We start from the raw sequence: 21,933 nt of genomic DNA on the forward strand, positions 1-21,933 counted from the left end.
ATTTAATAACGGTGACGCAGGAGCTAGTGAAGTAGCTGGACTTGCGCCAGATACTTACTACCTACAAATCACTAATACAGCCGCTGCGAATGGTACGGGTTGTACGCAACCTGCTGCTGACTTTATCGAATTCATCATCGAAGATGAAACCGTCAATCCAATAATCAATCTTGCAACGAGTATTATTGAGGATACCTTCTGCGATAATACAGGTAATGTTGGAGATGGTGAAATCTCCATATCGATTGTTGATGAAGGTGTTGCGGCTACCTCAGCAGATTACACAATTACATGGTATAGAGGAGCTGTTCTTGCTGCAAATGAAATATACCCTGTTGATGGAGGCACTAGAGGATCTGCTACTATCAATGCTACATCAACTATACTCTCTGATTTAGCTACGGGTGATTACAGCGTAGTTGTAACAAAAGATCTTGGAGATACTCCAGTAACTGGCAATGAGGGCTGTACTGCAACAGCCGCATTTAATGTCGGATCTATGGATAATATACCAACGATTGATGTTGTCGCAATCCAAGCTAGAACAGAGCCTGATACATTATGTGTTGGTAATAGCGGAACATTAATCATTAATGATGTGGATGTTTCCTCTAGTGACTTAACAGATTTCGAAATACGCATATTTACTGGAGCTGTAGGTGTTGGCGAATTGGTAGGATCTCCTTATACGAACATTGCTGCAACTTCTATTTCTTACACGGATCTAGCAGCTAATGATTACTTCATCACAGCTGAAAACACGACAACAGGATGTTTGGCAGCTACTGCAATAATCAATGTGAAGGATTCCGTAAGAAATCCAGTTGTTACATTAGTTTCTGTTAAACCTGATGAAAATTGTGGTGGCCCTAATAGTGTTGGAGGATTAGAAGTGCTGGTAGATGGAATCTATGATCATACAAATCAAGCCTTCTTAACATTCTTATGGATAGATGTTGCCTCAGGTAATGATGTGAACACTGAATTCGGTGTAACAGAAAATGAAGCAGTTCTAGCTGGTGTTCCTGCTGGGGATTATACAGTAACCGTAACTAATACGAATACAAGCTGCTTCATTACCAGAACTTATTCCGTTCCAAATGAACCAGTGTTCCCTTCTATTACAAATTCAGAAGTGAATAACAAAACATTCTGCTTTGACAATGGATCTTTTGTCTTACTTGAAATCATCCAAGATGGAATAACCTTTGACGAAGCTGCCATGGATGCCGGTGACTTTACCCTTGAGGTGTTTACCGATCCTGGAAATGTTTCTCAAGGGACTGTTAGTACTTCGCCATATGAGATCACAGGTTTAGCAGCTGGAGACTTTTATGCTGTAGCTACAAATAATGACAGTGGGTGTCCTTCAGCAAATGTGGACTTTACCATTGCGGATAATCCATTCTTCCCTGAAATACTTATTACGATAGATGCAGCGGATTCTACTTGTGCACCTGGAAGTACTCCAAATGGTACACTTTCAGCTCTTGCTGATGGTCAGGATCATACGAACCCTGATTACACTTTCCAATGGTATTTTGGTGCAGCAGCTGATATAGGTGGTTCTGCAGTTCTTCTTACTGGAGTCCCATTAGCCAACGGATCAGTTCCTGTAGGTTTTGATGAAGGTACAATCTCTGGATTGGCGGCTGGTCTATATAGCGTCGAAGTATCTCAAGCATCTTCGGGATGTACAAGTACTGCTCAAATCACTGTACCAAATGTGCCAATCGAAGTAGAGATTATCTCTGTTGATGTTACAAATGCAACAAATTGTACTCCTGCAAATGGAATTATAGATGTTACAGCTGTTGAAAGAAGTAACAACCCTGATAATCTTGCGGACTATTCATTTGCGTTTTATGATGAAAATCCAAATAATGCTGGAGCGACTCCAGTATTTACTGTACCAACTGATGGAGCAGTATTTAATCAGGCATCAGGAGGTACTACTTACTTTATCGTCGGGACTAATACGGTAATTAATTGTACTACACCAATATTCCAAGTGGAAGTTGGTGATGACTCATCATTCCCTGAGGTAGCAAATGTTGAATCTACACAACAAACAAATTGCGATCCTGCTAATCCTAATGGAACGATGACCATTTTAATAGACGATCCATTGACTATAGTATTTGATGAAATAATACCATCAGCTCCTGACTACACAGTTCAATGGTATTTTGGAACAGGTACAGCAAACACCTTAGATGATGCAGATATTGGTTCTTTTGGCACTCTTACTGGTGAAACAACAGCTACGGTATCAGGATTACCTGCTGGCACATATACTTTTGAAGTGACGAATACTGGTACAGGTTGTTCCGTTGTAGAAACTGTAACACTGCCAGATGAAGAGCGTACTGATTATCCTTTAAGACTATCTAAAGAGGATAATAAGAGTTGTTTAGCACCTGATGGGTCAGTTACCGCTTCAGTGATTTTTGGACAAAATCAGAATTATGACTTCTATTGGTATAACGGAATCGTAAGCGCTCCTGATTCTACTATTGCTGACTTTACAGGAAATAGCCAAGAAGGTTTACCTTCTGGAGATTACACTGTACTTGTTGTTGAAAAAAGTGACCGTTTCTGCCAGTCAGTTGACAATATTTCAGTGCTGGATCAAAACAATACAAATGCACTTAATTATGATTTGATTACTCAAAATGTGACTGTATGTTTTGATACCAAGGATGGTTATGCTGAAGTTGTATTGAGAGGTTCTGACTCTTTAAGATCTATTTCTATTCAATGGTTTGATCCTTTAGGAGCTCTTATTGGCAATGCTAATACTATAAATGACCTTGACGCTGGCGCTTATAGATTAGTGCTTACCGACGCGGTTACAGGGTGTACAACAACAGAAATATTCGACATACTAGATGAATCAGTTCAACCAAATGATCCTTTTGTACTCGTAAACAATGGCAGGAACAATTGTTCTTTTGCTAATGGTAGTGCATTAGCTAACGTGGATGGAGTAACTAATAACTTCCTGTTTGAATGGTTCGATCCATTGGATATGTCTAATCCATATGCTACCGGATCTGAGGTGTTTAATCTAGATACGACTACCTATCTGGTAAGAGCTACTAACTTATCAACAGGTTGTACATCAGGATTTACTCCAGTGGAGATAGGCTATGAAGTGATAGATCCAGAATTTGAAGTTGAGTTTAATAATTCAGTATGTCTACGAACAGAAGATGGAGCAACTAATCAATTTACAGGTACTGCTATCATTCGCTTTGCGGAATTTAATCTTGCAACAGAGTATGAATGGAGAGATGAAAGTGGAACAGTCGTAGGAAATGAATCAAGACTAATTGATGCATATCCAGGAAATTATACTGTAACCTTTACTGCTGAAAATGGATGTACTTATGAGTCATCATTCTCAATTGAGACCTCTCTTACTATCTATAATGGAGTTTCTGCAAATTCAGATGGCAAGAATGATTTCTTCTTAATCGATTGTATTGATTATTTCCCGAATAACAATGTTAAAATCTTCAATCGAGCAGGACAAAGAATCTACGAAAGTGATGGGTATGACAATACTTCAACAAGATTCGAAGGATTTAGTAATGTTGGAAATGGTGGATTGAAATTGCCACCAGGCACCTACTTCTACATTGTAGAATTAGGAAATGGCGAAGAGCCAGTTCAAGGTTTTGTAGAATTAGTTAGGTAATTTTAAGAAAAGATGAAAAAAGCGATCATATCCTTCTTTCTATTGACTACTGTTTGTTGTTTAGCATTTGCTCAACAAAGACCAGTAATGTCTACTTATATGTTCAATGGATTAGCATTAAACCCGGCCTATGCTGGTAGTTTGAATGTTTTGAGTGCCAGTTTTTTACACAGGAAGCAGTGGATTAATGTCGAAGGTGCCCCTGTATCTAATATACTATCAGCACATAGTTCATTTTATGGCAATCAGATTGGCTTGGGGTTTCAAGCATCAAAAGATGTCATTGGAGTGCATTCAGAAACTGCACTTTACCTAAGTGGTGCATATAAAATAAAAACTGGTGCTGGTATACTTGCCATGGGTTTATCAGGAGGTTTCGATAATCGTAGATCTGATTTTTCTCAATTAAATATACTTAATGAAGATGATCAACTTCTTATAGGTACCCCATCTCGATTTACACCTAATTTTGGAACCGGAATTTATTTTGCAAATCCAAAAATGTACGCGGGTATTTCGGTACCATTTATTCTTGAGAATAGTCTTTATCAAGTCCAAGCCGATGGAACAACGTCTGAGGGTAAGGAAAGTAGGTATTATTATGCGACTGGAGGTATCATATTAGATATTAATCAAAATGTAAAATTTAGCCCTTCGGCATTAATTAGGTATCAAGAACAAAGCAGAGTAGGCTGGGATTTGAATGCTACAATAATATTTGATGGAATAGCGTATGCTGGAGTTTCTTACAGAAGTGGTGATGCACTGGTGTTCTTAACTCAATTAATCTTGAATGAGAATTTTAGAGTAGGATATGCATACGATGCTAACGTCAATGCATTAAACAATCAGTCTAGAGGAACACACGAGATTTTGCTTAACTATAGAGTCAAGCTCAGAAACTATAAGAAAGACCCGCAATGTCCCGTTTACTTCTGACCATCTTTACTCAAATCAGCAAGTAGCGAATTAACTAGCGAAAGCACCAAACTAAAAATAAGGGCCCACCAAAAGCTATCTACTACAAAACCAGGAACAATAGACCCTGCCAGCAAGATAATTAGTCCGTTGATTACAAGAAGAAAAAGTCCCAATGTAAGAACTGTAATTGGGATTGTGAGGATAATCAATAGTGGCTTTATCGTCACATTTAGTAAGGAAATAAGTACAGCTATGATGATCGCTGTAATAAAATCTTCTACATAAACTCCTGGAAGTAAATATGATGCTATGATTACTGCTATTGACGATAAAAGTATTTTAACAAAAATATTCATGATTCTTGATTTTTAAACCAGCTTGCATACATAGAATAGTTCCCTGCAATTCTACTCAGCATTTCTTTATTTTCCTCATCCATCGTTTTAAGTTTCTTTCCCGGGATGCCACCGTAGACTGAATTCTCATCTACTACAGTACCTGCCAGAACCACGGTTCCAGCTCCTATGATAGATCCAGATTTAATTATTACATTGTCCAAAATTATTGCTCCAATTCCAATGAGGACATTATCCTCAATGGTACATCCATGGATTACAGCATTATGGCCAATAGAAACACTATTTCCGATTGTAGTTCCTGATTTTTCATAAGTCCCATGTATCGTCACATTGTCTTGAATATTGGAATTATTTCCCACTTTGATGAAATTGACGTCCCCTCTTACCACAGCACCAAACCAGACAGTACACCCCTCTCCTAATTCAACTTCTCCAACTAAAGTACTATTTGGCGCCAGCCAGCAATCCTTACCGATAATTGGGGCATACCCCCTCACTTCCTGAATATGAGCCATTTTTTTCTTTTAAAGCTATTAATAAAATCAATAGTTAAAGTGCTGACAAAATGTCATTTCCATTCATATCTTTGCGTCATGCAAGGATTGATAGCAGATATAGATTTACTGGAAGAAGAACAGAAGCAGGCTGAATCATGCGATTTTAAGACAACTGAAGATGATAACATAGTTACAAAAAGAAAGCTATACATTGAAAGTTATGGTTGTCAAATGAACTTCTCAGACAGTGAAATTGTAACTTCTATTCTAAAAGATGAGGGTTTTGGTACCACTTCCTCACCCGAACATGCAGATGTCATACTTATAAACACCTGCTCAATACGTGACAAAGCAGAGCAGACAGTTCGTAAGAGACTTGAATTTTTCAATGCCGTTAAGAAAAAAAATAGGAACGTTACAGTTGGGGTATTAGGATGTATGGCCGAGCGACTTAAATCCCAGCTTCTAGAAGAAGAAAAAATTGTAGACTTAGTTTTAGGACCTGATGCTTACAGAGATTTACCAAAATTAGTAAAGCAAGCAGAGAATGGCGAAAAAGGAATTAATACATTCCTATCCAAAGAAGAGACTTATGCAGACATTTCTCCTGTAAGGTTAAATTCAAACGGGGTATCAGCTCTTATATCAATCATGCGTGGGTGTGATAATATGTGTTCATTTTGTGTGGTTCCGTTCACACGTGGTAGAGAGAGAAGTAGAGATCCTCATTCAATTGTAAAAGAAGCTCAAGATTTATTCGATAAAGGTTACCGGGAAGTTTCTCTTTTAGGACAGAATGTAGATTCCTACAAATGGTCTCCTGAAGAAAACAACAAGGCTAGGTTAGACAAAAAAAATGATTCAAAGGAGATTGTCAATTTTGCCAACCTAATGGAAATGGTCGCCAAAGTAAGTCCTGATTTAAGAGTTCGATTTTCGACATCTCATCCAAAAGACATTACTGATGAAGTGCTACACACCATTAAGAAGTATAAAAATATTTGTAATTATATACATCTACCGGCCCAAAGCGGAAACTCGCGCATTCTGGAGTTAATGAACAGAACGTATGATCGTCATTGGTATATCAACAGAGTGGATGCTATACGGAGCATATTAGGTACAGAATGTGGTATAAGCTCAGATATGATTGCAGGTTTTTGCTCCGAAACGGAAGAAGAACATCAAGACACGCTCACTTTGATGGACTATGTGAAATTTGATTTCTCATATATGTACTTCTACTCTGAAAGACCCGGAACCCTAGCGGCAAAAAAGTTTGAAGATGATGTACCGCTTGAAGTCAAAAAAAGAAGACTGCAAGAGATAATAGATAAGCAACAAGAGGTTTCCTTAGAAAGAAACCAATTGGATATTGGGAAAGAATTTGAAGTTCTTATCGAAGGAAAAAGTAAACGTTCAAATGAGAAAATGCAGGGTCGAAATTCTGCAAATAAGGTTGTTATTTTTGAAGCAGACTTACCTAAAGGTAGCCTTGCAACCGTTAAAATTATAGACTGTACTCCCGCTACATTATTTGGAGAATTAGTATGAATTTTAAAATAGATTCCGAAGTTCAGGCAATAAAACAGCGTTTTGAAATTGTTGGTAATGCTACCAAACTGAACAATGCTATTCGCGTTGCTATGCAAGTAGCTCCTACTGATATGAGTGTTCTCATTACCGGCGAAAGTGGAGCCGGGAAAGAATCTTTTTCTAAGATAATTCATAGCTTATCTCATAGGAAGCATGGACAATTTATCGCCATAAATTGCGGAGCTATTCCTGAAGGAACTATTGATTCAGAGCTTTTCGGTCATGAAAAAGGTGCTTTCACTGGCGCTACGGGAGATCGAAAAGGATATTTCGAAGTAACTGACAGTGGCACAATCTTTCTTGATGAGATTGGTGAGATGCCACAAAATACCCAAGCAAGGCTGTTACGTGTACTAGAAAACGGAGAATTTATAAAAGTTGGTTCCTCAAAAGTCCAGAAAACGGATGTTAGAGTCATTGCTGCTACCAATGTCAATCTTTTGGAAGCAGTCCATAAAGGGAAGTTCAGAGAAGATCTCTATTACCGCTTAAGTACCGTGCCTATATATGTACCTGCATTACGGGAGCGTGAAGAAGACGTAGTACTGCTTTTCAAAAAATTCGCTTATGATTTTTCAGAAAATTATAAAACTGAGCCTATCAAGCTTTCTGAAGAAGCTAAGGCCTATTTAAAAGCACATCGTTTCCCTGGTAATATTAGACAATTGAAAAATCTAGTGGAGCAAATCAGTGTATTGAGTGTTGAGCGTGGAATTTCGCTAGAGCAACTTCAGTCTTACTTACCTAGAACTGGGAGCAATCTCCCTGCATTAGTTGAAAAAGAAAGCGATAAAGATAGTTTTAGTGAAAGAGACATTCTTTATAAAGTTCTATTCGATATGAAATCGGATATGGCCGAATTAAAGAAGTTAGTTTTTAAGATGTTGGATGGAAATGATGATGACAAAGAAATTCTAGAAGATCATAAAACGCTCTTTCAAAATATTGATTCATCTCATAACCGACTGGATGAATACAAGCAAGAGACAGATATCGAGGAACCGAGTGAGCCAACATTAGTAATCGCATCAAATCAAGATGAATATGATTCTGAAGTGGAAGATATTACTCATGAGATGGAATATGAAGACTCATTATCATTGGAAAAAAAGGAAAAAGAACTGATTATTAGAGCTCTTCGAAAAAATAAGAACAAAAGAAAATATGCCGCTGAGGATCTTGGGATTTCGGAACGAACTTTGTATAGAAAGATAAAGCAATATGAACTTGAAGACCTTTAGCCTTTTCTTTTTACTCTTGAGCGCTGGATTAAGTAGCGGATGTGGTGTCTATTCTTTTACCGGTGCATCTATCTCTCCTGATGTGAAAACAATATCAATTCAAACTTTTTATAATAATGCTCCTCTTGGACCCTCAACTATGAGCGCATTATTTACTGAAAATATCAAAGATTATTTTCAACAAAATACGAGCCTTGAACTGACGGATGTTAATGGAGATTTACAGATTGATGGATTTATCTCTAATTATACCATAACTCCTGTAGCTGCAACAGCTGGCAGCCAAGGACAAGCTGATTTTTCTGCCTTATCTCGTATTACTATAACAATTTCTGCGTCTTATGTGAATGTAAATGATCCTACTTTCGACTTTGACAGAACCTTTTCTTTTTTTAGAGACTTTGATAATTCAATCAATTTGCCAGCTAATGAAGAAGCTTTTGTAGAAGAGATATTCGACCAAATAGTTTTAGATATATTCAACGCATCAGTTGCAAATTGGTGATTTTGCTTAATTTTAGCTTAAACACCGTCATCTACACTTGTGAATAAAACTGAGTTAATCACTTATCTAAGAGATCCAGAGCAGCTTTCTCCCAATCAATTAGCTGAATTGGAGAAGATTGTGGATGATAATCCATACTTTCTGAGTGCACGACTTTTGCTCGCAAAAGCAAGTAAAGAACAACAACATCCTAAAACTAAAAAATTTGTTGCCTCTGCAGCTATTTATTCAACAGATAGAATACTATTAAAGAAGTATCTCAACGGTAATCTTTTCTTTCTTCACGAGCCTGCAAAACCAGAAGAAGAAAATACATCGGTTGGAGTTAAGGAAATATCAACTGAAAAGCAAGAGACAAAAAGTAGAATACCTCAATCAAAAGAAACAACTACTAAAAAACCACTATCCTCTGCAACCTCTGAAAAAGTAGAAAAGATTGAACCAGTTTCTAAAATCGAAAAAGAAGCTCCTGTTGAAACTCGAAAGAAAGTTTCAATCACACCTCCTTCAACCAAAAAAACTACTGAAAAGACGCTCGCAAGTTTACCTACTGAATCTAAAGTCAAACCTACACCTGAAATCCCTGAACTACCCAGTGGTGAACTAGACTCTATTCTTGAAGAACTTCAGAGGGATATGAATAATCTGAAATCTTCAAGAGAGAAGTTTGCAGAAGTACAACAAAAAATTGAGGAAGACGATGCGGTTTCTGCAGCATTAGAAAAAGCTTCCGCTAAACCTAGCTTTGAATTAGAAACTACAAAAGAAAAAGTTCCAGAATCGGAGGAAATTGTAGAAGAGAAAAAAACTTCTCAAGAAATAACGGAACAAGTTTTAGAAGCAGCTAAAAAAGCTAAAGAGGAAGTAGCTAAGGAAGATAGAGAAGCTAATGAAGTAGAGGATGTAATCGTTGAGAAAGTGGAAGAGGTGGTTAAACCTCTTGAAGAAAGCAAAAAGACAGAAGAACCTGCTGAAACGCTTGAAAGCGACTCACCCTCTACTAGTACGCCTAAAAAAGATCCTCCTGCTAAAGAAGATTCTCCAAAAGATGAGAAAGATAGTGAACGAGCAGAACGAGTCATACGAGAACCTCGCTTTTCCCGATCTTCTAGTAGAAGTTATTTAACACCATCAAAAGAAGTTGATTCATCAAAATTATTAGATGAAGACAAGAAAGCAGAAGAAGTCAAGCCAAAGAAAGAAATAAGTTCAGCTACGAAAGTACCAGATATCTCTAAAGCAAAACCTGTAGCAAAAAAAGACAGAAAGAAACCAGAGCCGGAAAAAGTCAAGAAGTCTGAAAAGAAGCCTGTCTCTAAAACAACTACTAGTAAACCGGTTACTAAAAAGAGTACCGCTAAGAAAACTGTAACAAAAAAAACTTCCACAAAGAAAGATTCAACTAGCAAAGCATCTAAGGCCAAAACTTCAAATAAATCAAAAGCACCAAAAAATAAAGAGGAGAAAAATGATGACGATAAAGCTGGCCCAAAATCGCAGCAGGACATCATAGATAAGTTCATCAAAGAGTCTCCTTCTATTAAATATCAACGTAAAGAAGATTTTACTCCACAGGATTTAGCGGAGGATAGTTCGGTTTGGGATCCTCATCTAGCATCTGAATATTTAGCAGAAATCTATTTGCATCAGGGTAATAAAAAACGTGCCATCGAAATCTATGATGCATTAAGCTTGAAATATCCAGAAAAAAAATCTTACTTTGCGGACTTAATTTCAAAAATTGGATAAATGTACGGTATAGTAGTAACCCTTATTGTCATCATAGCTGTGTTGTTGATTCTTGTTGTTTTGGCACAAAACCCTAAAGGTGGTGGTCTTTCAAGTCAATTTGGAGGATCAGGAACTACTCAACTCATGGGTGTAAAAAAGACAGGTGATTTGCTTGAAAAGCTTACATGGGGCTTTGCGATAACGCTTCTTGTCCTATCGGTAGCCTCTAATTTTGTTCAACCGGAGGTGAATCAAGATGTTTTGTCTAGCCCGAACATAGATAACGCTCAAAACTCTATTGTTCCTCCTGCTATTCAACCAACAGATGCTACAAACTCATCTGGTTTAGAAGACCTTACAGAAAGTTCTACTACTACAGATAGTACAGAAAATTAAAAAAGGCGACTCCATTGAGTCGCCCATTCACAATAGCCATAGCTAATGCTTCCTTAGTTTGTCATTTCCAGTAATTGACTAGGGTTCAGGTTTATTCTTTTTTGATGATTTTCATTCGCTTCACAGTTGATTCATCATCTTTAATCACAATCCAGAATATTCCAGGGGGAAGTTCCATTAATGAAACCCTTCCATCCTTTATTCTTAAATCAAAATTTCTACCAATCATATCGTGAAAGGTTATATTCAACTTACTTCTCAGACCTTTTATGAATAGTTCGTCTGATGCTGGATTGGGATACACCTCTATTTCATTTTGGTATGAAGAGCCTAGAGGTCTTTCCTGTATAGTTACTAACCAATCTTGAGTAGCTATGCCGTCTTCAGCCGTTACAGTGTAGATTACTGATGAAGCGAAATTTCGAGTCCCATTAGGCGAAATACTAGCCCCGTCAGAGATCGTAATTACAGGAGTCAAAGAAGTCACATCTGTTCCCAATTCAGCAAGTAAAAAGACTGTATGCTCTATGGCATCAATTTCTGTAGGACTAGACTGTTCTGGCAAAGTAAAACTCAGAATATCTGTCCCTACTGAAAGATTGCTATTTCTGATGATGGTAAGCTCATCAAACTCTGAACAAGAAGCTATATCATTCACTACAGTCCATCTCAAAATTGTCTCCCCTATTGAAAGATCCGATATAGTTGTAACAGGATTATTCGCGTCAGTTAATATACCCGTACCAGAAACAATAGACCAGGTTCCTGTCTCTCCCACCTGCACAGCAGAAGCAGCTAGAGTGGCATTATCCGAAGTGATGTTTTGATCACTACCTGCATTCACATCAGGAATACTTTCTACTTCAACTGTCAATTCTTTTGACACTTCACACCCACCACGATCTATACTCAGAGTGGCTGTGTATATCCCCGCTGAAGCATATGTAAATGAAGTATTACCTACTGTATTATCATCTTCATTCCCATCATTATCAAAATCCCAAGAATAGGTATCTCCCGTCATAGTATCGGTAGATAAATCCGTAAAATCAGTAGCAGTTCCTGCACATACTACTGAGGCAGAAAAATCAACGGTAGCTCCTGAACAAATGTCAAAATTAGCAGTCTCAGTCAAACTATAACTTCCATCAACATTAAATACTCTCATACCAACGGAATAACTTCCATTGGGAAGTGAACTTGTCGGTAGCATAACTTCTTGATCTATGCTAAACACAGCAGGATCGATTGCTATCTCAGACGCAGAACTTACGCCAGGATCAGTATCTATAAAATATTCAATCCCTGCAAGATTAGCATTAACTCCTCTAGCTGTCAAAGCATCCACATAGAACGCTTGTGAGTTATGCATACTCCAAGCTCCTTCACTATCCTTCACTCTCACATGCAAAACGTGAAAACCTGAGGGGAGCGAAGATGTAGTGATTAAAGCTTCCATATCAATACTTTGACTAGGACTTATTGCTATAGAGGTTCCATTTCCAAACCCAGGATCCATGTCAAAAAAGTATTCCAATTCTGTTAAATTGGTAGATGACGCTATAGAAGTTGCACTCACATAAAAAACTCGTGATTCTTGTATACCCCAAGTACCATCGCTATCCTTCACCCTCATGTGTAAAACGTGAAAACCTGAAGAGAGTGAAGATGTGGTGATTAGAGCTTCCATATCAATATTTTGACTAGGGCTTAATGTCATAGAAGTTCCGTTTCCAAATCCAGGATCCACATCAAAAAAGTATTCTAACTCTGTCAAATTGGTAGATGATGCAATAGAAGTAGCACTCACATAAAAAACTCGTGTCTCTTGGATACCCCAGGTTCCATCGGAGTACCTGGCTCTCACCATTAACTCATGAAATCCTACAGATAAAGAACCTGTATTAATGTTTATATCAACATCTTGATTGACACCTTGAGTAATAGGGATTGACACTCCATTCCCGACTCCAGGATCAGAGTCAATATAGTACTCCATCGCAAAAATGGATGCTTGGCTATATGCTGTAATTGAAAATGCAATCAGTAAGAGCCAAAATCCAATCCTAAGCCTTATGGCCTTAATCATGTATCGACTAGTCATTAGTGATATTTCCTCTCGCTTTGATAGTGACCTGAAGATCAACACCTTGCGACACTACAGTAGGTACACTTAGTGATTCAATCAAAGGAAGGAAGGAACCTTCAATGTTAAATGGAACGGCTCCTCCCGTAGGTCCAATATCTGTTCCATCAGTCGCTGCTCCCAATACTGGTGATCCTGTTATAGGAGTAATGTCATTGCTGAAATTCCAGTCGCTTGTTGATTGAGGCACGTCCGTCAGCATTGGATTTACCCCTTCGAGGTTGCCAGATGCTGTATTTCCATCAACTCCATCTAGAAAAACATCGTTGGTTGTATTATAGCTTAGGTTGTTGGTAAAAGTATTGCCTGTCTGGCCGGTTCCAATTCCTGGCGTAGAATTCAAGAAAATATTATTTCTAACGATACAATCATCTATGTTATGAAATGAAATACCGTTAGATCCATTAAAAAACAGATTATGCTGAATTGTCATCCCCACTCCCTGAACTGAACCTGCTACACAGCACCTTCCTTTGATGATATTATTTTCAATAACTACACCCGAGGAATTATACAATTCGAACCCTTGTGCATCACCCGTACTATTAGAAGAATTTATTATACAGTTTCTTATGATAATACCAGAGATCGAGTTGGGTGAACCAACTGCAAAACCAGCTCCATGAATACGATCAATCAGGCAATTTTCAATTAAGACATTAGAAACAGTATGTGCAAATGTCGTGCTTATAGCCATGCTTACTCTACTTACATGTAACCCTGAAATTCTAGACCCTGAAGCGCCCGTATTATCCAGTCTTATTTCATCAACTAGTGATCTCAATCCAATATCACTAGTTGGGTCTAGCCCTATACCAATAATGGTTAATGACTTACCATCTATCATTCCGTCATTGTAATCCTCAGCACTTGGTACCACATGAATGATATCTCCAGAAACAGCAGCATCTATGGCATCCTGCAATGCATCAGTGCCAGTATAAACATTGGTTCCTCCTGTTGCTCCTGGATTATTATTAGCAATCCGAGTGGTTTGGGCTGTGGATAAAAATGCACAAATAATACCTGCGCATATCATAGTTATTTTTTTCATAAGTTTTGTTTTTAAGGTGATCAACCAGTTTCGTTTACCTTTAGACTCATGGCTTTTATATTTTTCCCGGATTAGTTTGTCATTTTTCAAGAAATTTTTAGAAATCGGGAATTTGGCCTGTTTAATAAGTCATACATATAGCACCTATGTACATATCAGCTAAGAAGTATGATGACGAAGAGTCTCTGTGGCAAAGATTTGTCGCAGGAGATAAGTCTGTTTTTGGAAAGCTCTACTCCACCTATCATAAGAGCTTAACAGCCTATTGCATAGGTAAAGTTGGCAGTCTTGAACAGGCAGAGAATATAGCTTCCGATGTGCTAATCAAACTGTTACAATATGAAAAGGTCAGTGAAATTGAAAATTTTGAAGGATGGATGTTTCATGTGGCTAAGAATGAATGTCTCACTTACTTAAGTAAAAACGAGAGAAGGAGAAAGCTCTTAAATGATAACTATCCTATGGAGCTGGAACGGCTCCCTGATGTGGAAATGAGCTTTTCTATGGAAAACATGGATAAACTTATTCGGTCTGCTCTCGATGAAAAGGATTATAAAATATGGCAACTTCATCAACAAGGGTATGACAATCAGGAAATTGCAGATATTATTGATACTACTGAAAAAACAGTAGCTAATCGAAAATCTATCGCGAGAGCGAAATTAAAGGATGTGTTTAAGGAATTAAATGAGTAGTGAAATGAAAACCATTTACAACTATGAATTGATCGAGGACTATCTAGATGGCATCCTTGATTCGCAAACAATGAATGAACTAAGGCATTTGCTTGCTACTGATGAGAGTGCCAGAGAGATCGCAAAGGGCATTTTGATAATGAAGAATCATTTCAAAAACGATCAGGAGATTGAGAGTTACCTAGATGAAATTCTATCAAGAAGGCAAAAGGTCATTAATAAACACGTCAGAAAAAAGAAATTAGGTCTTTTACATATTGCAGCCAGTCTTACTGCTTTTGTTCTATTGAGTCTCGCTGTATACCAGTTTTCAAAACCATCCATAGAAGGAATACTTAACAATCACTTAAGTGATCAATACAAAATATCTACTACTCTTCGAAATAGTAATTATACGAATCACTTTGACAAAACGCTCTCTGCTTATCGCAGTAAGAACTATCAGGAAGTCATTGAAAGACTAAATAATCCCCACACTGCCAAAGAGGTTTTTCTAAAGGGTCTGAGTTTTCTTTATTCAGGCGAGTATCAATTAGCCATCAAAGAGTTTGAAAGGGAATCATTGATCAATAGTCGATTTGAAGAGCAAGCGCGCTGGTACTTATCTGTAGCATATCTTAAAGTAAGGGAATGGGATAAAGCAAAAAAAGTTCTTCTTGTTATAGTTGAATTCCCTAGCCACTACAAGAAAAAAGAGTCTCAAAAACTACTCAACTTCATCAATGACCGAGAGTAAAGAATTTTTTTCTAAAAACAAATCCTAGGATAACGAGAAAACCAATCGCATAGAAAAGCATTCGCTTACCCGACCAATTGTTAGCACTTGCAATAGGATCCGTATCTCCCAAAGCCACAAAACTCCCCCAAAAGAAGGGGTGCTGATACAATGGGTCATCCATACTTTCAAGGTACTTCAACTGAGCCTTTCTGAGTGCTACATCTTTGGTATCTCCAGATCGGATATTATGATAAAATTCAACCATGATTTGATTGGTGGATGCATCTGGCAATTTCCACATACTCATAATTACGCTAGGGCACCCCGCATAGCTAAATGCTCTCGTAAAGCTTATAGGCCCTTCTCCCACTTCTAAAGCTCCGCCACCGCTGCTACAGGCACTCAACACCACCATAGCTGCATCCAAATCCAAGTTGTAGATTTCGTCAATCGTCAAGTAGCCATCATTCAAGCTATCATTTTGATGATTAAACAACAGCTCTGAATATTCAGGTTCTTCTCCATTCAACAAACTATGCATGGCAAGATGAAGTACACTGTACTTTCCAGCATTACTCTTGAAATTACTTTCGGAAGCTTCTTCATTGATCCAAATTTTTCCACCAAAAAAAATACTGATTTTTCTAACTTCCTCAATAGCTCCAGGCAATGGAAGTCTTCCCTCCCTAACCAGTTCATAGGTCATAGGGTGCTGACTAGAATCTATGCTAGTATATAATGAAGCTTCATAGGAAGGGGCAAATCCGGCAAATCCTAAATTTGCCGTAGTAGTTGTTTTCCTAAAATTCAAGGTAGCTGAATAGGCATAGCTAATGGAATACTCAGATAGTAAATAGGTTAAAAGGTCATAAGCTATTTTACCGCTTTCCGCTGGTTTTGTAAGAAATGTCCCAAAATTTAATTCACTCAGATCTCCATCCGGAATAATCAAAAGCTTCTGAATGTTCTGAGCACTCTGCACATTTGGTGATACAAGTATTTGACACAATCTATAGGCTGAGGTAACCAATAAGCTATCGGCTACTTTCGGTTCATTAACAATAAAAACATTATCTGTCAAACTCTTTTGATAATCATACATCGATAAGGTTAGTGTATCACTTATATTAATCTGACGAATATCAAAAACTTGATCGCTAATAGATAAGACATATATCTCACTCTCTCCTTGATAATACTCAAGCATCATTGTTTCAGGAGGAAGTGATTTTCTTAACTCCGATATGTCAATGATGTCACTAGCATATCGATATGCGTAATAATTTGAAAATTTACTTTTCAATTCTTCCTTGAATCGCTCATAGGCATTTTGCGTTTCAAATACTTCTTTTTGGTAGAAAGAGACCTTATTTTCATTATTGGTAGCTCTCAAATTTCGCAACTGATCTTTATAATAGGAAAGTTCAACTCGAAAGTCTATCTCTTTAGAAATCAAACTATCTGGCACCCCAGAAAATTGTCTTGCTTCAGTTTCCTGAATTCTTGATAATAAGACTGGTGATTTGCTTTTCTCAATGATGTAAAAGAGATTGTTCTTATACTCATCTTCACCAGTTAATTCATAAAATTCATATGTTGCATTAATTGCATCATTAAAAAAGCTTCTGGTGTCGTTAGCCAATTGTGTCCTGGAATCTTCCAATTGATATTCAGATCCAATCAGATCTATTAGTGATATGCCTTTTTCGAAAAACTGGAGAGATCTTTTAAAGTCCTCCACATTTTTCGATTCATTATAAAGTGTTCTGTATGTATTTGCTATTCGATGAATACTTGTCAATGCCTTTTGTTTATGCGTGAGTAATTTCAAATCAAAAACTGCATCCTTTTCAATTGAGTCAAAGGAAAGGGACTCCAAAGACATCCAATAATCATTCAGAGCAGCAAGTAGATCTCCTTGTTGTCTCTTCAAATTCCCTTTATGTTGATACAATGTTGCCATCTTACTGCCTTTATCCCCAAAGTGATCTTTGTAGATAGATATGCTTTCATCAAAGTACTTTTTTGCTCGACTAAAATCTTTTGTCATTAGGCTTGCCTTACCGAGTTCCGAAAGTACATCTGCTTCATTAACTGTCCTTATTCCACGAGCTCGGTAGATATTTAGTGCCTTTAGGTGATACGTTTGCTGCAAATCCAATTCATTACGATCTGAATGGTATTGACCAATAATGTTGTAAATAATTGCTAAGTATAGATGGTCTTCAGGAAGGTATTTTTCTGAAAGACTCAAAGAAAGACTAAGTAATTCTTGGGCCTTTTTTAACTCTCCTACTTTATGATACATCTGTCCTAGGTAGGCATAGTAGGTATGCAATACTGGAATTTTTTCTCCGTACTTATTTTTCAATATCAAGTTACCTTGTTCTATAAAATGGATCGCTCTTCTATAGTTAAACATATTTCCATGTAGCGTTCCAATGGAATAGTAACTTGCTCCCACATTGACATGATCATCTCCCAATGTTTTCTTTCTTATTTCCAAACCATGTTGATAATAATCAAGGGCTCTGTCATTGTTTCCAAAGCTTTTATAGATACGACCTACATCATCAAGACTGTTTGAAGTGCTTGGATGATTGAGCGGAAGAAGTCTCTGCCTAATATCAAGTGCTAACAGGCTATATTCCAGTGCTTGTTTTAGACGATCCTTTTTTTGATTAACCTTTCCCAGATAGAAATAAGTAGCTGAAATTTCTACTGAATCAATTTCAGGATTACCAGACCGAATGGACAAAGCTCTATCCAAATAATATTCCGCTGAGTCATATTCTGCTGAAAAGTGATAGATGTAACCCATCAAATTATAGTCGAAGGAGACGGCTATACTCTCAGCTCCATAAAGAGCTTCTTTTATCAATAAGGATTTGAATAAGTCTTTTTTTGCTTCCTCCCACCTATTGGAACAGCCGGAAACAGATTTTGCTCTCATGTAATAACCTTCAGCAAGAAGTGCCTGCCTGTCACCGCTCAAACTTAACCCTTGATTAATTACATACTCTGCACTGTCACATTTTCCTAGGTTTAGATAGCCATCTCCAAGCACGTAGTAAGTAGTAATGATATCATCGACATCCAAATCAATATTAAATGAAACCAATGCTTTTTGAAGTACATTGATTGCACTATCATAATAGCCATTATAAATATGTTTTTCACCTCTTGTAAGAAGATGGTTTGCATCATTTGCTTGACCAAATGAGAGTGCTGGCAGTAAATGTATAAACAGCCAGATTTTAGGTAAACTCCGTAAAGACATGTTTTCCCTGTTTGGAACTAACTTGGTCGAATGAAGCTAGACATATTTAATCCCTTATCAAAGAGACTTCATTGTCAAAATAATTGTCTGATAACTAAAGATAAGCTTATTGCTTATTGACTTCCTCCGATGAAAAATCATAGGTTCCTTCTTTTGACAAACTTTCGATAACTAATTTCCTTTTCTTACCCTTTAATGATTCATCAAATTGATAAACTTTTTTTGGAGTGAAAATAAAATCAGAAATCCCTGATGAATCAAACCTGTCTGAAACATCATTCGTTGATAGATTAAAATTGTAACCTGTAAATGATACAAAATTTTCATCTAAATCTTCATCTGAAATTTCATAAGAACCTTCTTTTGTTCTGATGACTATAATACCTTTAACGAAGGTCTTACCTATACTCCTAAGTGTCTCAGTCGTGTAAGCTGTTTTTATGCTTTCAATAGAATCCAGAGGTATGTCAAAAAGAGGAGAGGTATTTTTTAAGACCTTGTTATCCACGACAATTAATTGAGGTTTATCAAAAGTACCTTCGCCTGAATTGTACATCTTTAATATTTTGCTTCCTTGCTTTTCTGCTACGCTTACATTCATTACCGCCTCTTTGATGAACTCCTCAAAATTCTCAATCCCTCTGAAGTAATCCGACAGCCTAATTGATTCATCAAATTTGATATTATCCCAGAAATATCCTCTTTGCACTTCAGCATTAGAAAAAGTAGATAAAATGTATTTAAACTCAATGTTTGAATTGAGAATGGAATCAGTCACTTCCTTAGGATAAAAACTTACACTGGAGAGATACGAAAAGTTATTGGTACTGTCACTATCGAACATGATTTTCATCTTCTCTGAGATATCTCTAGCACTATTATCCAGAATAGATATTTTAAAATTGTCTTGCCCGGATGGGAGAATAAGATCTAACGAAAACCTCCCATCTAGATCTAATTTATGGGTTACATCAATCTCATTTTCAAAAAAATGTATTGCAATATTAGATTCTTCGATGAGATCCGAATCTCCTTCAACACGTCCATTCAATTGAATGTTCTTTTCAGGATAATATTTGATTTTAGAATCTGTCTTAACCGAGCCCACTATTTCTTGCCATTTTGTATATGAGTACGTTGAGTATTCTTTCAACTTACTATCTGAAATAAGTTCCTCAAAATTGAAGTACTCAATATCCTCATTAAAGGGAAGATTGTAATAAAATCGATAGATCCTTTTGAACAATGAAATTGAATCAAACTCAAGAACATTTTTCTTTTCATCTAGTACAATCTTACTTATTAGATTGTTTTGGACGTTTAATTCTAGGCTATTCGCTGTATATTTCTTTCTTACCTCAGTACGGTTATTCTTCAAATAAAAACATCTTACAGCTCGGACATCCAAATTAGAATCAAGCAAAATCAATCTTTGAAATCCCCCTTTTAATTGACTTCTCGGGATATTAAAACCACTAACACTACCAACTGCATCAAGTTCCGCAATAAATTGTATTGACTTTAAACCCTCGCTAACTACATAGAATTTGCCCGTTTCGAGGGTACTGATTTTTAAAGACAAATGATTCGGCTCCCGAGCAATATCTATTCTATATTGATCATTTTTGTCAATCAGACCATTGCTAGTTGCTTCTGGATTGATGTTTCTCACCACCTTCCCAGACGGAGCTTCTAACACATTTTGAATATATATAGGAACTCTATGAGATAGATATTCGATATTTTGATTTCTCATAAATTCCGTATAGGCAACCATCTGATAATTACCAGAAGGTATATCGCGAGGTATATTTATCAGGCCTTCTGTAGAGCCTGAGTTCAGCCTTAAAATAAATTTTTTAGATACATTATTGCTTTCATGCAGTAAATCCACATGCAGTATTTTACTTAAATCAGTGTGCGAAAAATATTGATTCAGAACCGAGGCGTTAAACTCGAGGCTTTCTCCACTATAAAAAATTCTTTTATCCGGTTTTAAATATGCAAACTCATAAGTATTATAATACTTATAGTCATTGAACTTCTGGAGAATTTCATTTTTCCTATTTTGAGCTAACAATGTTACGCTCAACAGGGTAAGGGTTAGAGGAAGGAAAAACCTAAGTATCATAAAATTCTATTTTCTGTAGCAGAAGTTTCTGCAACTGTTCTAAAAAGACCAACAACCTCATTTTGACACCCAATACATGAAATATTACCTGATATGGGAAAAGGGAATGTATCGAATATCAATCCATTATTGTTAGTTAATTGTTGTATCTGTTCCCAGTATACATAGGATGAGAATGACATTGACTCTAGGTAAACTTTAAACTCAGTATTCCAGTCGTCTTCAAGCCGGCAACATGTAGGTACGCATCCATTAGATAGGTCTACTTCTCCTTCTCTATTTAAACAATCTGGATTACTATCATTCACAAATAGCCACGTTTGCTGAGTGGTCAGTCCTACAGGCACTTTTGTTGTATCAGAACTGCATCCATTATTACTTTCACATGAATACAGTGCATATTGTTTGTCAAATGAGGTCGTATCAATTTCTGAGCTAAAAAAATCTAAATAGGTAAGCTCAAATCTTAACCGAGTGTACCTTCTTTCAGTTTGTGAGGGGATTTTGGCAATAGCTGCAACCGCATCTAATTTTTGAATGAGGTTTAAAGGTGTCAATATTGATGCGAAAGTATCAACTAGTGCCATGCTCAATGGAATAGGTTGAGGTATTGAATCAAATGAAGATTCAATCATGATATCTGAATTGAAAGCTTCCATCTTATATCTAGTCCCTACTTCTCCTTTAAAATTAGATTCTTGCGGAATATAAACCCCTGATTTATAGCGAAAAAGGGAAATATCTCCTTTATCTGAAATTACGGAAATAGTCAAATCTGGAACTGGAATCTGAACACTATCATCAACCTGCTGAAATATTCTTATGTAAGACTGTCCTTCTAACGTAGATATTTTACCATCTACAACGTCAAGTATCGCCTTCGGCTTGCCTAACTCAAAAGGCTCTGTACATCCTATAAAGACAATGAAAATGATAAAATAAGGAATCGTATTTTTCATT

The 21,933-nt window shown here is 36.9% G+C and carries 16 protein-coding genes; 9 read left to right on the forward strand and 7 right to left on the reverse strand.

The window, feature by feature from the left end:
* Positions 1-3,703, forward strand: a 3,703-nt coding sequence (locus ABJQ32_00310; GenBank protein MEP5288054.1) for a gliding motility-associated C-terminal domain-containing protein, incomplete at its 5' end; no start/stop codon positions are given.
* A gap of 12 nt (positions 3,704-3,715) precedes the next feature.
* Positions 3,716-4,642 carry a type IX secretion system membrane protein PorP/SprF gene (locus tag ABJQ32_00315; protein ID MEP5288055.1) on the forward strand — a complete coding sequence of 309 codons (927 nt, stop codon included), beginning with the start codon at positions 3,716-3,718 and terminating at the stop codon, positions 4,640-4,642.
* On the opposite strand, the gene ABJQ32_00320 is transcribed toward ABJQ32_00315, so the two are convergent.
* Both ABJQ32_00320 and ABJQ32_00325 read right to left on the reverse strand, forming a co-directional pair.
* A complete protein-coding gene (locus ABJQ32_00320; protein ID MEP5288056.1) occupies positions 4,633-4,980 on the reverse strand; it encodes a phage holin family protein in 348 nt (115 codons plus the stop codon). The two genes, ABJQ32_00315 and ABJQ32_00320, sit on opposite strands and share 10 nt — an antisense overlap.
* A complete protein-coding gene (locus tag ABJQ32_00325) occupies positions 4,977-5,498 on the reverse strand; it encodes a gamma carbonic anhydrase family protein (protein ID MEP5288057.1) in 522 nt (173 codons plus the stop codon). Before ABJQ32_00325 ends, ABJQ32_00320 begins: the two co-directional genes overlap by 4 nt.
* Positions 5,499-5,576: 78 nt before the next feature.
* On the opposite strand from ABJQ32_00325, the gene miaB reads away from it, so the two are divergent.
* The 5 genes from miaB to secG are packed head-to-tail and all read left to right on the forward strand — an operon-like array spanning position 5,577 to position 10,949.
* On the forward strand, positions 5,577-7,034 hold the full coding sequence (gene miaB, locus ABJQ32_00330) for a tRNA (N6-isopentenyl adenosine(37)-C2)-methylthiotransferase MiaB (protein MEP5288058.1): 1,458 nt from the start codon (positions 5,577-5,579) through the stop codon (positions 7,032-7,034).
* Complete coding sequence (locus tag ABJQ32_00335; protein MEP5288059.1) at positions 7,031-8,317, forward strand: sigma-54 dependent transcriptional regulator; 1,287 nt, start codon at positions 7,031-7,033, stop codon at positions 8,315-8,317. Before miaB ends, ABJQ32_00335 begins: the two co-directional genes overlap by 4 nt.
* Positions 8,298-8,822, forward strand: coding sequence for an LPS assembly lipoprotein LptE (lptE, locus tag ABJQ32_00340; protein MEP5288060.1), 525 nt, complete (start codon positions 8,298-8,300; stop codon positions 8,820-8,822). Before ABJQ32_00335 ends, lptE begins: the two co-directional genes overlap by 20 nt.
* A gap of 39 nt (positions 8,823-8,861) precedes the next feature.
* Complete coding sequence (locus tag ABJQ32_00345) at positions 8,862-10,571, forward strand: hypothetical protein (protein ID MEP5288061.1); 1,710 nt, start codon at positions 8,862-8,864, stop codon at positions 10,569-10,571.
* Positions 10,572-10,949: a preprotein translocase subunit SecG gene (secG, locus tag ABJQ32_00350; GenBank protein ID MEP5288062.1), complete on the forward strand. Its 378-nt coding sequence runs from the start codon at positions 10,572-10,574 to the stop codon at positions 10,947-10,949.
* 91 nt (positions 10,950-11,040) lie between these two features.
* On the opposite strand, the gene ABJQ32_00355 is transcribed toward secG, so the two are convergent.
* On the reverse strand, positions 11,041-13,053 hold the full coding sequence (locus tag ABJQ32_00355; GenBank protein ID MEP5288063.1) for a T9SS type A sorting domain-containing protein: 2,013 nt from the start codon (positions 13,051-13,053) through the stop codon (positions 11,041-11,043).
* Complete coding sequence (locus tag ABJQ32_00360) at positions 13,046-14,149, reverse strand: NosD domain-containing protein (GenBank protein ID MEP5288064.1); 1,104 nt, start codon at positions 14,147-14,149, stop codon at positions 13,046-13,048. Before ABJQ32_00360 ends, ABJQ32_00355 begins: the two co-directional genes overlap by 8 nt.
* A gap of 146 nt (positions 14,150-14,295) precedes the next feature.
* On the opposite strand from ABJQ32_00360, the gene ABJQ32_00365 reads away from it, so the two are divergent.
* Together ABJQ32_00365 and ABJQ32_00370 are read left to right on the forward strand one after the other, a co-directional pair.
* Complete coding sequence (locus ABJQ32_00365) at positions 14,296-14,844, forward strand: RNA polymerase sigma factor (protein MEP5288065.1); 549 nt, start codon at positions 14,296-14,298, stop codon at positions 14,842-14,844.
* 4 nt (positions 14,845-14,848) lie between these two features.
* A complete protein-coding gene (locus tag ABJQ32_00370; GenBank protein MEP5288066.1) occupies positions 14,849-15,580 on the forward strand; it encodes a hypothetical protein in 732 nt (243 codons plus the stop codon).
* Here ABJQ32_00370 and ABJQ32_00375 read toward each other — a convergent pair.
* The 3 genes from ABJQ32_00375 to ABJQ32_00385 all read right to left on the reverse strand — a co-directional run bounded on the left by ABJQ32_00375 (position 15,564) and on the right by ABJQ32_00385 (position 21,932).
* On the reverse strand, positions 15,564-18,842 hold the full coding sequence (locus ABJQ32_00375; GenBank protein MEP5288067.1) for a CHAT domain-containing protein: 3,279 nt from the start codon (positions 18,840-18,842) through the stop codon (positions 15,564-15,566). The genes ABJQ32_00370 and ABJQ32_00375 overlap by 17 nt on opposite strands.
* A 106-nt stretch (positions 18,843-18,948) precedes the next feature.
* Positions 18,949-20,934, reverse strand: coding sequence for a hypothetical protein (locus ABJQ32_00380; protein ID MEP5288068.1), 1,986 nt, complete (start codon positions 20,932-20,934; stop codon positions 18,949-18,951).
* A 35-nt stretch (positions 20,935-20,969) separates the two neighbouring features.
* Entirely contained in the window at positions 20,970-21,932 is a 963-nt protein-coding gene (locus ABJQ32_00385; protein ID MEP5288069.1) for a DUF4249 family protein, read from the reverse strand.
* Position 21,933 lies beyond the last annotated feature (1 nt).

The sequence above is a fragment of the Marinobacter alexandrii genome (assembly GCA_039984955.1).
GTDB lineage: Bacteria > Bacteroidota > Bacteroidia > Cytophagales > Cyclobacteriaceae > Ekhidna.